General features: G+C 42.1%; 11 protein-coding genes. 4 read left to right on the top strand and 7 right to left on the bottom strand.

All coding sequences use genetic code 11. The features are described from left to right. The first annotated feature begins 440 nt into the window (after window positions 1-440). Window positions 441-2,558: a methyl-accepting chemotaxis protein gene (locus OCV36_RS05365; RefSeq protein ID WP_135454560.1), complete on the top strand. Its 2,118-nt coding sequence runs from the start codon at window positions 441-443 to the stop codon at window positions 2,556-2,558. Between the two features lie 159 nt (window positions 2,559-2,717). Here OCV36_RS05365 and OCV36_RS05370 read toward each other — a convergent pair whose 3' ends face one another. The 5 genes from OCV36_RS05370 to dinG all read right to left on the bottom strand — a co-directional run bounded on the left by OCV36_RS05370 (window position 2,718) and on the right by dinG (window position 7,628). After that, window positions 2,718-3,851, bottom strand: coding sequence for a ribosomal protein uL16 3-hydroxylase (locus OCV36_RS05370; protein ID WP_135454562.1), 1,134 nt, complete (start codon window positions 3,849-3,851; stop codon window positions 2,718-2,720). Between the two features lie 63 nt (window positions 3,852-3,914). Then, window positions 3,915-4,085, bottom strand: a complete 171-nt coding sequence (gene rsmS / locus OCV36_RS05375) for a pleiotropic regulatory protein RsmS (protein WP_017076474.1) — start codon at window positions 4,083-4,085, stop codon at window positions 3,915-3,917. After that, window positions 4,075-4,623, bottom strand: coding sequence for a primosomal replication protein (locus OCV36_RS05380; RefSeq protein ID WP_135454564.1), 549 nt, complete (start codon window positions 4,621-4,623; stop codon window positions 4,075-4,077). Before OCV36_RS05380 ends, rsmS begins: the two co-directional genes overlap by 11 nt. 22 nt (window positions 4,624-4,645) lie before the next feature. Then, window positions 4,646-5,425, bottom strand: a complete 780-nt coding sequence (locus OCV36_RS05385) for a sulfite exporter TauE/SafE family protein (protein ID WP_135454566.1) — start codon at window positions 5,423-5,425, stop codon at window positions 4,646-4,648. A gap of 127 nt (window positions 5,426-5,552) precedes the next feature. After that, window positions 5,553-7,628, bottom strand: coding sequence for an ATP-dependent DNA helicase DinG (gene dinG, locus OCV36_RS05390; RefSeq protein ID WP_135454569.1), 2,076 nt, complete (start codon window positions 7,626-7,628; stop codon window positions 5,553-5,555). A gap of 513 nt (window positions 7,629-8,141) precedes the next feature. On the opposite strand from dinG, the gene OCV36_RS05395 reads away from it, so the two are divergent. Beyond that, the gene (locus tag OCV36_RS05395) at window positions 8,142-9,179 is read left to right on the top strand and encodes a porin (protein ID WP_135454571.1); all 1,038 of its coding nucleotides are present in this window, start codon (window positions 8,142-8,144) and stop codon (window positions 9,177-9,179) included. Window positions 9,180-9,314: 135 nt separating this feature from the next. On the opposite strand, the gene OCV36_RS05400 is transcribed toward OCV36_RS05395, so the two are convergent. Next, window positions 9,315-10,043 carry a pseudouridine synthase gene (locus OCV36_RS05400; RefSeq protein WP_135454573.1) on the bottom strand — a complete coding sequence of 243 codons (729 nt, stop codon included), beginning with the start codon at window positions 10,041-10,043 and terminating at the stop codon, window positions 9,315-9,317. 321 nt (window positions 10,044-10,364) lie between these two features. On the opposite strand from OCV36_RS05400, the gene OCV36_RS05405 reads away from it, so the two are divergent. Further along, entirely contained in the window at window positions 10,365-12,590 is a 2,226-nt protein-coding gene (locus tag OCV36_RS05405; RefSeq protein WP_135454575.1) for an NADP-dependent isocitrate dehydrogenase, read from the top strand. A gap of 262 nt (window positions 12,591-12,852) precedes the next feature. Here OCV36_RS05405 and cspD read toward each other — a convergent pair whose 3' ends face one another. Next, window positions 12,853-13,074, bottom strand: a complete 222-nt coding sequence (cspD, locus tag OCV36_RS05410) for a cold shock domain-containing protein CspD (RefSeq protein ID WP_017076467.1) — start codon at window positions 13,072-13,074, stop codon at window positions 12,853-12,855. 749 nt (window positions 13,075-13,823) lie between these two features. Between cspD and clpS the strand changes: the two genes are divergently transcribed. After that, window positions 13,824-14,144, top strand: a complete 321-nt coding sequence (gene clpS / locus OCV36_RS05415; protein WP_017076466.1) for an ATP-dependent Clp protease adapter ClpS — start codon at window positions 13,824-13,826, stop codon at window positions 14,142-14,144. Window positions 14,145-14,168 lie beyond the last annotated feature (24 nt).

A 14,168-nucleotide genomic window follows, 5' to 3' on the forward strand; every position in this document is an offset into this window, starting at 1 on the left:
CAAACAAATAAAGTATTCAGGGAATCTAGGCGCGAGATATTAGAGCTTGAATGGCGACTTAGCAATCAAAAAGTGTGAAGTTGATCAAGATAAAAATCTATAGTTTGGATTATAAAAACTAATCTGAAATCGATGAGTTTTAAAGAGGGAAAGGGTGATTCGATTTCTTGGAAATGTCGATGCTATGGCTATGCTCAAAGTGCTAGGTCAATAGCCACATGACCCATGATTGCATGAGTACATTATTTGAAATCACAGAAACAAAAGACAAATGGCACGGCTTATTAACATTTATATAAACTTTCGTTTTATATGGGTGCAATTTGTGCTGTAATTATCCGCTAAGCTATTCGTCAAACTTATTTACATTGTGCTCTTCAATTCATCTCAATGTGGTAGTTACGGTTATGGAAGTCTTTTGGCTTAAATAAGGATATTAAATGCGCTCACTATCGGTACAGTGGAAAATCACCCTGCTTGCAGGCTGCTGTCTAATCATTACTTCACTGTCTCTTATTGGTTTCTCGATCTACAACGCGACGAGTAATCAACAAGTCATAAAATCTCAAAGTTCAGAATCGGTTATCAACAAGACCGAGCAACTATTAGCGTCAGTTTCTCAGCTCAATGCACAGGAAACCCAGCGTTATGTCGACGAAGCCATCTATCGCGCCGAGATGCTAGCGTCTAGTGCTCAGTTTCTTAAGAACAATGCAGACGAAAACTTTACGCCAAGTGAAGAGTTACGTACGGCATTAGATGAAATGGTGCGTCGTTCAGTTTTAAATTTCGATTCAATTCAAGGGGCATATTTAGTTTTCCAGCCTGATTTACTTGATGGTGAAGATGCTAATTATGTCGATGCTGACTATGTTGGATCCAATGAAAAAGGCCGTTTTGCACCTTATTGGAAAGTAGCAGACAACGGTGAGAATGTTCTCTCGAACGTAATTTCAGAAGCTATCTTGAATGATGACAGCAACAGTGAACGTTTTTACTGCCCATTGTCATCGGGTCAAACATGTATCAGTACCCCAAGAGTGGTAAACAGTGGCGGTACAACGTTACTTACTTCTTCAATCTCAGTGCCTATCTTGGTTGATGATGTTGCCATCGGTTTCCTGGGGATCGATTTAAGGCTTGATGGTTTGGTCAATGTTGTGACTCAATCTGATCAAAGCTTATTTAATGGTGCCGGTGCGGCTTATGTTGTGAGCCTAGACGGTTCTGTTATCGCTTCTGATGATAAAAGCATTGCTGTTGGTTCTAGCTTTCAAAGTGACAATACAAACAGCGACTTGATGACCGACTTTATCTTTGGTGGTGAGGTGACGACTCAATGGAGCGAGAATGGTGAGTGGTTACTCGCGTTTGCTCCTGTTGTAGCTGCTAACCAAACGTGGGGTGTGCTATTTGAGATCCCGCGAGAGAGTGTGGTCGCCGATGCGAGTAAATTGGATTCAATTATTAGTACGAAGGTAAGCGAAGGCATCCAAACAGAAGTCATTGCAGGTATCGTCTTTATTCTTTTCGGTTTAGCTATTATCGCGTTTGCTTCACTGTCTATTGTTAAGCCTATCCGACAAGTGGTAGAGCGACTTAACGATATAGCTTCGGGTGAGGGTGACTTAACTCAGCGTCTAGAAGTTAAGTCTAAAGACGAAATTGGTCAGCTATCTAAAGGCTTTAACTTATTCTTAGATAAGCTTCAGCATACGATTAAAGAAGTGATCCAAACAACGGAACAAGTCGCAAGCACGACAAGTCAAGCGAAGGCATCGGCGTCAAGTACACGTGAAAGCAGCGAGTCTCAATTTAAAGAAGTTGATTTAGTGGCGACTGCCGCAGAAGAGATGACTCAGACTTCTGGATTAGTAGTACAAAATGCAGAAATAGCCGTTGATGCAGCTTGTGAAGCGAATCGTTCAGCTCAACAAGGGCAACAAGTTATTGAGCTTTCTGCAGGCGAAATGAGAAAGCTTGTTGAACGTATGTCGAGCGCGGTTCCGATTGTTGAAGAGCTAGCGAAGAATAATGGAAACATCACTGAGATCTTAAGTGTTATCGAAGGGATCTCAGAGCAAACCAACTTACTAGCCTTGAATGCTGCTATTGAAGCCGCGAGGGCAGGGGAACAAGGTCGAGGTTTTGCTGTGGTTGCTGATGAAGTTCGAAACCTAGCGAGTCGTACGCAGTCCTCGGTTGGTGAAATTAGAGCTGTGATCGATAAGGTTCACGCTGGAACGCAAGACGTTGTTGAGGCAATACAAGAAGGCAACATACTGGCGAACGATACAGCGCTGCACGTTCAGAAAGCGGTTGAAGATCTGGGTTCGATCTTTACTTCTATTGAGGCGATCAGTGATATGAACAGTCAGATCGTGAGAGCAGCTGAAGAGCAGCGTTCGGTTTCTGGTGAAGTGAATCAAAGTGTGGTTAACATACGTGATCTAAGTGCGAAGATTTTGGACCAAGCAGCAGCTTCTGAGCAAGTAGGTACTGAAATTGACCACCTGTCTCAAAAGCAAAAGAAATTGGTTAATCAGTTCAAGGTCTAGCTGTTCAAGGTTTCGCTATTTAAGTTTAGTTAACAGTTGAATCGAAAAAGGGACAAATGAAGATTTCATTTGTCCCTTTTCTGTTTTTCTAAGGCTATTAGGTTATTAGGCTATTGGGTTCTAGGGCTCGGTGATATTCATCGAAACCGATTAACCAAGTTAGTCTTCTATAAACCAGTAACCTTTGTTTACCAATTCAGTCACGACAGTTACACCTGAAGGAGTCAAAGTGGTTGCTGAATTAATTATGGTGTCATCACAAAGTACATTTAGTAGCGATGAATCCGCTTCTTCAACTTTGACGACTTCACCATTGATGTAAGCCGTGTTGCTTTCATTCTCGTGATAGAGCGCTTTTAAGCCTGATACACGATGGATCTCACCTTCTGACTCTAGGTGTTGAGCGATCTCTTCTGCTGTCCATAATGGCTCTGGTGCAACGATATCAAGCTGGTGGCGTGATTGGCTGAGTAAACACCCCATGAATTCGCTGATGGTTTCTGGTTGCTCTAGTGCTGATTTCAGCATATCCGTAAGATTACTCAAATCAGAAGAACGAATTTTGCCATAGCCATCTTGAGTTTTGAATTCAGGGTCATGTAGATGGACGTCACCCATATCATGAGCAAGTACAAAATCGGCGAAGTTACTGATTAGCTCTTGTTCTTTAGGAGAGCGGTAGCCAATAGAGTAGCTCATTGAAGGTTCTAAAGTGTTACCTTCATGTGGGAAACCTGGTGGGATATAAAGGATATCGCCTGGCTCCAAAGTTTCATCAATGATTGGCTCAAAGCCTTCTATTTGACGCAGTGCCGAAGCTTGTACTGTTTCTTTATATTGCCCTACATCTTTCGCGCCAACCTTCCATTGTCGCTTACCTTGACCTTGAATGATGAATACATCGTATTGATCAATATGTGGTCCTACACCGCCTTGTGGTGCTGAGTAGCAGATCATTAGATCGTCGAACAGCCAGTTTGGCAGTTGTTCGAAAGCTTGAGTCAGTTGATTAGCACCTTGATGCCAATGGTTCGCCGCTTGTACTATCAATTGCCAATGGGTTTCAGTTAGTTCACCAAACTTTTCTTCGGTGAATGGACCGTGTTCTGCTGTCCACTGATTGTCGAGGTTAGAGACAAAGCGAGAATCGACTTCTTCTTCCATCGATAAACCAGCAAGTTCTTCTGGAGACATTGGGTCGATGAAGTTTTTGAATCCACCTTTCAAGATGGTTGGTTTTTTATGCCAGTAGTTTTCAAGAAATTCGGGCATAGAAAAGCTAAGTTGGTACATGTGAATCCTGTATATTTTATGCTAGATGCTAGATGCTAGATGCTAGATGCTAGATGCTAGATGCTAGATGCTAGATGCTAGTTTGGATTGTAAATCTTGTTGGACAATCTTAATTGCCTCTAACGCAACCTTTAGGTCGATTTCGTTGCTTTCGAGTAGATAAATCAAGTCTACAGCCAATTTAACTTCTTCTGGTGCGTTATCTAATGGTGATGATGTGTTTTCAGTGCTCATTTCGCTTAGGGTTCTCTAAGTTAATCAGTCTCTCAATGTTTTTCATTGAATCTTCACAGCGTTCTAATCGTTCTTTTGCTAACTGCCAAGCCTCTTCAGCTTTCTTTTTACTGTGGCGAGGAGCTGAATCCAACGTTAACTTTCGTAGCTGTACTAAATCGACTAATCGCTTTTGCCAGTCTTGGTGCTGCGCGAGTTCATTATATAAGTCGTTAAGGCTTTTCCCGAGCTTACTTTTTCGGTCTAGACGTAAATCATGATTGGCAAGCTCTCTTTGAATTGCTGCTATCTGGTTAGTTAACTTTTCAGTCAGATAGTTTGCTCTGGGTGCGATGAGCTGATTTGTTGCTTGTTCGCGTAAAATGGTGTGGTAGGTAGCTTGAGTTTCGAGTGCGTAGGGAAGCAAAATAAACGCTCTAGACTTAAATAAAGTTCGATCAAATAATGCTTGATGGTAAGCCCCACGACCTTTATCGACCTGAGAGCAGTGACCTATTAAGGTATCTATGACGTTTTTAAGCTTCGAAAACTGATTCATTCTACTCCCGTTTACTTTGTGGTTATAAATTTACAAACCAAGCTTCGTAAGCCAATTTAATCGCAAGGACACTAACCACGGTAACAAACACAGGTCGTATAAACGTAGCACCAAATCGAATTGCGGAGTGAGCCCCGACAAATGCGCCAGCCATCAAGCAAATACCCATGGTTAAACCCAATACCCAGTCGATATGACCTAGAATGGCAAACGTCACCAAAGAGGTGAAGTTGCTGGTAAAGTTCATTGCTTTAGACAAACCAGAAGCCAGTAAGATATTTAAGCGATAAAGCGCCATAGAACTCACCGTCCAAAATGCGCCAGTACCTGGGCCTGCAACACCATCATAAAAGCCAAGAATGAATCCTTGGTACTTTTGTTTTCTTTTAAGTACCGGACACGGTTTAGGAGACACATTATGGCTCACATCCGGAGTCTTATGAAAAATGGTATAGACAGCAGCGGCAAGAATAACTAATGGCAATACCTTCTCTAACCACTCTGTACTGATGGCATCAACAGTCAGGGTGCCGATTGTTGCACCTATTAATGTCGATATGAATGCATTGGTCCAACATTCAGGTTTGAACAGTTTCTTACGATAGTAAGTAAAAGCGGCAGTTGATGAGGCAAACGTTGCGGCCAGCTTATTAGTTCCGAGTGCAATGTGTGGCGGTAAACCAAGCGATAGCAAAGCTGGGACGGTTAACATCCCTCCACCACCTGCGACAGCATCAATAAAGCCGGCTGCAAAGGCAACCAAAGCAAGTACAACCAACATGGTTGGTTCAATCATTTCCATAAATAGTTATTGTTCTCGTTATATGCTGATAAAGCAGCCGCATGAATTTCCGTTGGGCTAGTCATGCATTGTTGTGAATGCGAGGGACCATGATGATAGACCCCAAACCATCGATATGATGGCGAAATTAATATTCTATTGTTCTTTTAAAAGGCGGTAATGAGTCGATCAACGATTTACCGTATCGCTTCGTAACTATGCGCCGGTCAAGGATCGTGACTTTACCAGAATCTCTTTCTTTACGCAGTAACCGTCCGACAGATTGAATAAGCTTTTTGCTCGCATCTGGAACGGTAATTTGCATGAACGGATTCCCGCCTCTTGATTCAATATATTCAGAGTGTGCTTGCTCTACAGGAGAGGTTGGCACACCAAAAGGAATTTTAGTAATGACGAGGTTTTCAAGAAGCTCCCCAGGTAAATCTAGACCTTCAGAAAAGCTCCCTGTTCCAAAAAGGACGCTTGTTTTACCTTGCTCTATTAGCTTTTTATGTTTTTTTAGGGTTTCAGTGCGTGAAGTGTCACCTTGAACCTGTAAAGCCCATGACTTTTTAACGAAATCTGTTGTTAAAGCTTCTGCAACTTTGTTCATTTGCCAATAAGAAGAGAATAGAACGAGATTGGCTTTGTTGTCTTCTATTACCTTAGGCAAAATTTCAATAAGATATTCGGTAAACTGAGGTGCTTGGGGTTCGTACTTCATTGCAGGAACAATCAGCTCTGCTTGGTTTTGATAATCAAACGGAGATGCCAAAGCAAGAAATTGAACACCGTCTTCTGCTTTTTGACTAATACCAGCTTGATGACAGAAAAAACTGAATGAGTTGAGCGCTCTCATTGTTGCTGAAACGAGTACAGCCCCAACACAGCGGCTCCAAATCTGCTGATCAAGTTGCCAGCCAACTTCTAACGGAGAGACATTCACAACGAAATCGCCTTCACTTTCTTTGTTTAACTCAAGCCATCGAGCCAAAGGTGCGCCTTTCTCTCGTTTCGGCTCTGCCATTAAGCGCCAGACTTGAGCAAGGTTTTCGGTTCTCTGTATATAGAAGCCAATTTCTGCAAGTGCAGGCTCAGCTAGTTTTGCTGAAAGCTCTCCGTCTTTAACTCGTTCTGCAATCAGGTCTGCGATTTTCGCGACTGCTTGACTCGCCTTTTGAGTCAGTTGTTTGAGGTCTTTAGACTCATTCTCTAACCATTCGGGAAGGTCACCGTGTTCAAAGCGGTAAAGTCCATCTTCAAAATGGGCTGCGTCAAACCGTTTACTTAGCTGGGTTAGAGTCGGGATTAACTGTTGTACTGTATCTTGCAGTTGATTTCTAAATCGATGAACGCGTTTTTCATCGGCTAACCCTGAAAGCTTGCTGATAGATTGATTCAAACGCTCTAACCAAGATGCGGCGCCTTTTAAACTTGCTGCAGCAGACGAGTGGTCTCTTGCTACGTGAGGTAAATGGTGAGCTTCATCGAATATATAGATGCTATTTTCTGGTTCAGGCAGTATGACGCCGCCGCCTAGGTCTGCATCAGCCATCACTAAACTGTGATTGGCGATAATCACGTCTGCTTTATCCAGCTCTGATCGAGCTTTTTGGAAAGGGCAGTCTCTATGACTTGGCATACTGTTGTTGCAGCTGTGCTTATCACTGACGATCATTTGCCAAATCATGTTGTCGATTGGTTTCGGCCATGAATCGCGGTCGCCATCCCATTTACCTTGAGCCAAACTACGGTACATGGTTTGAAGTTGTTCGACGTCTTTCTTCTTTGGCTTAGACTCAAACATAGCCATTTGCCCACTATCAACTCCGCAAGCCGCTGCTAATTTCTCTGAGCAACAATAACGTTGTCTACCTTTAGCTAATATAAAAGAGAACTCTCTATCGGTGAGTCTTCTATATAAAGGAAGATCTTTATTCACGAGTTGTTCTTGCAGTGCGACAGTCGCGGTCGAAATGATGATTTTTCGATTATTTAAAACCGCTACGGGAATGGTTGCCATTAAATAAGCAAGAGATTTTCCGATCCCAGTCCCTGCTTCCGCAACAATCATACGATTACTTTTGTGGTACTGACCACAAAGTGTCTTCGCAATCTCGGCTACAAGGTAATTTTGTGCACGTCGAGGTACAAAGTTGTCCAACTGATCTTGGAGGTTTTGATAACTGGTGCGAATAGAATTTTGAATTTTAGTAGTTAGCATACTGTGACCTACGTAACGGAGCGAGGATAGTAGCACATATCACTAATCGGTACATTTACGGCAAAATAGCTTGCTTTTGAATCAAAGGTAGATCTCGTTCACAAAAAAAAACTGAACCATCAGAAACTTAACGATTTTATTTATCTTGTGAAATATATATATCAAAAAAGACCAACCTGCAGGTGTTAAATTCTATTTGATGGTTGTTTTTAGTGTGTTTTCTGGTTTTTTGTTCTGTTTTGTTGTTTTTTATAGTTATTATATTTCATGATAAAACTAAGGATAAGCTGCTCGTAAAACGATGAAAAAAAATGTAAGTGTTTGATTTTAAGCTGTTTGTGTTTTTTTTAGGTGTATTTTTAGTTTATTTGACACGCAGGATAATCTTTTGCAATCTAGACCACGAAATTTAGTGACGGTGATTAACCAACAAAGAGTGGTAATGACCAGTCATAAAAATAATAGGGAACCGGGCAAGGATCTCCCATTCTTAGAAAAGGCAGTGGATTTATTATGAAAAAGACTCTATTAGCATTAGCTATCGCAGCAGTATCAACTTCTGCATTCGCAGTTGAAACAAGTTCTCAAAACTCTAAGCCAATGTTTGAGTTTGACGACATGCATAAAGACCAATTCTCAGTATCTGGTGCTTGGGGCGTCGGTGGTTACTACGATTCTTACTCTGGCGCAATCTACGATGATTGGGCTACAGCTTTAACTCTAGCGGTAAGCTTCAAGAACAACCGTTGGGTTGGTTACTTCGAAACAGACCTAGAGATGAACTACATTTCTGATACAAATGAGTCAGCTAAAGTTGCCGAAGTTTACGACAGCATTGAGTCAGGTCCTACAACTGATGTAGACAAAGCATGGTTAGGTTTCGATACTGGTTTCGGTGTTGCATCTTTCGGTTGGGAAAATGACACTGCGCTAGATAAAGTTGACGGCGCTGGTGATATGACTTACGAGCTTGGTGCTTCTGCTGGCGATGCATCTGATGCATACAACGTTGTTAAATTCCAAGGTGCTACTTCTGGTTTTGCTTACGGTGTTTCTTACTTCGAAACTAAAGATAGCCACTCAGCTGCAGACAAAGGTGTGAACGGTTACGTTGGTTTCGAGCACGAAATCTTCAACATCTACGCTGGTTACGAAGATCGTGATGAAGCAGATTACACAGTAACTTCTGTTTCTGGTAACGTTAAGGTTGCTGATACAGTTAAGCTAGGCTTTAACTCTTGGATTGATGAAGGCAACAAATCTGGTGCTGACACAACTGATAAGAAAAACACTGGTTACTACCTATCAGGCGCATTTGATGCTTCTGAGCAGGTAACTGTTGCTGCTGGTTACGGTGCAAACACTACTGAACAAAACAATTCAGCTGATAAAGACTACAGCTACATGAACGTTGCTGTAATGTACAAGCACAGCGACCGCATGGACATGGGTATCGATATCAAACAAGAACTTGACGTACCAAACGGTGTTCGCGCTGAAAGTTCTGACGAAGAGACATTCGTATTCGCAGCTGCTTACTACTACTTCTAATAGTCTAACTCTTAGTTAAGTAACGCTGTAAAAGCCAGTCTTATGACTGGCTTTTTTGTGCCTGAAATTTATCAAAGTATATAAAAAATGGCCGCTAAATTAGCAGCCATTTTTTTCCTTGCGAGAACGGTTAAGTTATATCTCTTTCCACTCACCAGGCTGAAGCTCACCGACATTCATGTTGCCCATTGAATAGCGAATGAGGCGCAGGGTAGGGAAGCCGATATTTGCTGTCATTCGTCTTACCTGACGGTTACGCCCTTCAATGATTGTAATGACTAACCAAGTTGTTGGTATCGCGGCTCTGAAGCGCACTGGCGGTTTTCTATCCCACACTTCAGGTTCAGACATCACTTCAATCTGAGCAGGCAGCGTCATGCCGTCTTTTAGTTCTACGCCTTTTCTCAATTTATCTAAATCTTCCTCAGAAGGTGCGCCTTCAACCTGAACCCAGTAAGTCTTTGGTGACTTTGAGTTTGGTTGAGTCAATTTGGCTTGGAAGATGCCATCATTGGTTAAGACCATTAACCCTTCACTATCACGGTCAAGTCGTCCGGCTGCATAAACATCTTTAACTAGAATAAAGTCGGCGAGTGTTTTCCTGCCTTCGCCATCAGTGAATTGGCTGAGAGTATCGAAAGGCTTGTTGAACAAAATCACTTTGCGATCTTCAAGTGATACCTTGGGTTTTGCGTTAGTAGGCTTCCCTTTGTATCGGTGTTTACTTGAATGCTGTTTATTGTACGAATTGCCAGTGTTGTTTTTATCACTGCTGCGGCTCGGTCTATTACCGTTTTGTTTTAATGTTGTACCAGAACGAGCTGGTTTGTCTGAGCTAGATGCGCCTCGAGAGCGAGTAGACATGTTAACTACCTTGCAAAAATGTAAACGAAGTGTGCCGAAAAGTTTTCACTGAAACGGAATTGAGCTATCATTTGCGCGCCTAAAAGACACAAAATAGAACAAGTTGATGGACTCTTAAGCCTGATTTGTTTAATTATACCTTCGTGTTTTATTATAACAACGCACTCACGGATTTGGTTCATGCTGTCATCACGATTGCATGAAAAATAAGATAGAGTACGACTATCGAGTAAGCAGTTTTCACTCTTTGAGTGGCTTACTGGTCAATTTATAACATGCTCACTACTTTAAATGAGCTTGTAAGAACTATAGGGAAATTTCATGCCTACTGAAAAACCAACTATCATCTATACCATTACAGACGAAGCTCCGGCGCTAGCAACTTATTCTCTGCTGCCAATCATTCAATCTTTTACAGCTTCTTCTGGTATTAACGTTGATACTCGCGACATTTCACTTGCAGGGCGCATTATTGCCAACTTCCCTGAGCATCTGAATGAAGAGCAACGTATTGGTGATGCATTAGCGGAACTAGGTGAATTGGCTAAGACACCAGAAGCAAACATCATTAAGCTTCCAAACGTATCCGCATCTGTACCTCAGCTTCAAGCTACGATCAAAGAGCTTCAGTCAAAAGGTTACGCGCTTCCTAATTACCCAGAAGAAGCCAAGACTGACGAAGAGAAAGCAATCAAAGCAACTTACGACAAGATTAAAGGTAGTGCGGTAAACCCGGTTCTACGTGAAGGTAATTCAGATCGTCGTGCGCCGCTTTCAGTTAAAAACTACGCTAAGAAAAACCCGCATTCAATGGGTGCTTGGTCTGCAGATTCTCAGTCTCATGTTTCAAGTATGGATGACAAAGATTTCTTTGGTAGCGAAAAGTCAGTAACGATTGACGGTGCTACTGAAGTGAGTATCGAGTTTGTAGCTAAAGATGGCGCTAAGAAAACATTGAAGCCAGCTTTTGCTCTACAAGATCAAGAAATCATTGATGCATCCGTGATGAATAAAGCGGCTTTGGTTGCCTTCTTTGAAAAAGAGATCGCATCGGCTAAAGAACAAGGTGTACTGCTTTCACTTCACATGAAAGCAACGATGATGAAAGTGTCTGACCCAGTGATCTTTGGTCACGCGGTTAAGGTTTACTACAAAGATGTATTTGCAAAACACGGTCAACTGTTCGACGAGCTAGGTGTTGACGTTAACAACGGCATCGGTGATGTATACGCGAAGATTGCAGCGCTTCCTCAAGAGCAGAGAGAAGCGATTGAAGCTGACCTACAAGCGGTGTATGAGACTCAGCCTCCACTAGCGATGGTTGACTCAGATCGTGGCATTACTAACCTACACGTTCCAAGTGACATCATTGTTGATGCCTCTATGCCTGCAATGTTGCGTTCTTCAGGTCAAATGTGGGATCCAGAAGGTAAGCAAAAAGATACTAAAGCTATGATCCCAGATCGCAGCTACGCAAGCATCTACCAAGCTGTTATTGATTTCTGTAAAGAGAACGGTGCTTTCGACCCTACAACTATGGGTAGCGTACCAAACGTTGGCCTGATGGCTCAAAAAGCGGAAGAATACGGTTCTCACGATAAGACTTTCATCCTAGAAGCTGCTGGTCAGGTTCAAGTGGTTGACGCTTCTGGTTCTGTGCTTCTTGAGCAAGACGTAGAGGAAGGCGATATCTTCCGTATGTGTCAGGTGAAAGATGCTCCGATTCAAGACTGGGTTAAGCTAGCTGTTACTCGTGCGCGTGCGGCGGGTGTCCCTGCTGTGTTTTGGTTAGATGCGGCTCGTGCGCATGATGCTCAACTTATTAAGAAAGTAGAAGCTTACCTTCCTGAGTATGATACAAATGGTCTAGAAATTAAGATTCTGGCACCGCTCGAAGCAACTCAGTACTCACTGGTTCGTATTAAAGAAGGTCTAGATACTATTTCTGTTACAGGTAACGTGTTGCGTGACTATCTAACAGACTTGTTCCCAATTCTAGAGCTTGGAACGTCAGCTAAAATGCTGTCGATCGTTCCACTAATGAACGGTGGCGGTCTGTTTGAAACAGGTGCTGGCGGTTCTGCTCCTAAGCACGTGCAACAAGTCGAGAAAGAAAACCACCTGCGTTGGGATTCTTTAGGTGAATTCTTGGCATTAGCGGCATCTCTAGAGCACCTAAGCGTAGTCACTGGCAATGCTAAGGCACAAGTTCTCGCTGACGCGCTTGATAAAGCGACGGGTGAATTCCTAGATAAAAACAAATCGCCTTCACGCCGAGTAGGTGAGCTTGATAACCGTGGTAGCCATTACTACCTAGCAACATACTGGGCTAAAGCGCTTGCTGAGCAAACGGCTGACGCTGACCTTGCTGCTGAGTTTGCTGGTGTTGCAAGTCAACTGGCTGAAAGTGAAGAAGCTATTGTTGCTGAGCTTAACAGCGCACAAGGCGTAGTAGGCGATTTAGGTGGTTACTACCTACTTGATGATGCTCTTGTGTCAGCACTAATGCGTCCAAGTGCTACGTTAAACGCACTTATTGATGCGTAATTCTGTATTTACTAGCTAAAGTGAAATTTAAGACGCTTTAACGCTTAACGTTAAAGCGTCTTTTTTTATGGATGATTATCTCGTTGTGAGGTTGAGCTTCGCTAATGTAAGTATTCCATATGAAATGGTTAGTGTTATAGATCGAAAAAACCGCTCATCCATACCTGTATAACAGTGAGTAAATGAGCGGTCTTAATGTTCTGTTTTACCAAGTTGTCCCTTAACTAGGCCTAATTAAGGTAAATGTAACGTTGGTAATTGCCTATTTAGCGGCGCAACCTTCTACAGGAACAACGGAGCTAGCATGTGAGCCTTTAGGCCCACTTTCTACTTCATAGTCGACCTGCTGGCCTGCCTTCAAGGTTCGATAACCTTCCATTTGTATGGTGGAGTAGTGTGCAAAAATATCGCCGTCTTCACCTTCTGGACAAATAAAGCCAAACCCTTTGGCATTGTTAAACCATTTTACTGTACCTGTAGCCATGCTATACATCCCTCATGCATTTTGTTACTAACGTTGTTATATCAATTGATTTCATACCAATAATAGTCAATAACTGCTCATCCTAGCTTAGTTAAACGGCTCGATAACGTCGTAAAAAATTTTTGATTGTAGAATATCTACCTATCGAAAAATTTCGCCTTGCTCTCAAGCTTTTTTTGCGCCACTTCTGTTCATTTATTAACTGTAATTAGTACAAGTGCTATCGACATCATTCCTACCAACTAAAGAATTTCAGTTGATAGTTTTTAATCTCGTACATTGCTAACGGAAATTAACGCTACCCTGCGTACTATTCCTTATTGTTAGATTTTAACGCGTATTGCTATTTTTAAATCGTGTTACGAAGTTGTTTCATAAAAACCTTTTAGCTCCAATGTAGCTAATGATTGAGCGCAGTCAATAGGAAATTGGTATAAAAATGATCAATTTTAATAACAAATCACATTCGAGATTACCTTTGAACTATTAACTAAATAGTAACTTAACGGCGATCTTATCGTTAACATCAATAGTTACGGTGTCTTTTTAATCAATCACATATGTTAATCCTGTTAATCGAGATCTTTTATTTGCAGCGATGGAAATGGTGGATTAGGCTCAGTATAGAGGAATATTTTTTGGTACTGTTTCTTGGTGCAGTTTCTTAGTACACCGCAAAGCGCGAATGTGGTAAATTTGAATTAACTAAACATTCACGACTTCCGAAAAGTAACCCTTAGCAAAGCGATATGAGCAGAAACTTTGAATGGGCATCTCCAGGCTCAGATCTACTGGAGAAAGAGACAACTAAAGTAAAGCCACCGGCTATGTATAACGTTGTATTGAACAACGATGATTACACGCCTATGGACTTTGTAATCGAGATCCTAGAGCGGTTTTTCTCACTAGATATCGAAAAAGCAACGGAAGTGATGCTCAAGGTTCATTATGAAGGTAAAGCTATATGCGGCACATACAGTGCTGAAATAGCGGAAACAAAGGTAGCGCAGGTAAGGATGTACTCAAAGGAAAATGAGCATCCGCTACTATGTACAATGGAGCAAGTGTAAATTGCTCGAACAACACTGTTGTTC

Origin of the sequence: Vibrio echinoideorum, from assembly GCF_024347455.1 — a bacterium.
In the GTDB taxonomy this organism is placed as follows: domain Bacteria; phylum Pseudomonadota; class Gammaproteobacteria; order Enterobacterales; family Vibrionaceae; genus Vibrio; species Vibrio echinoideorum.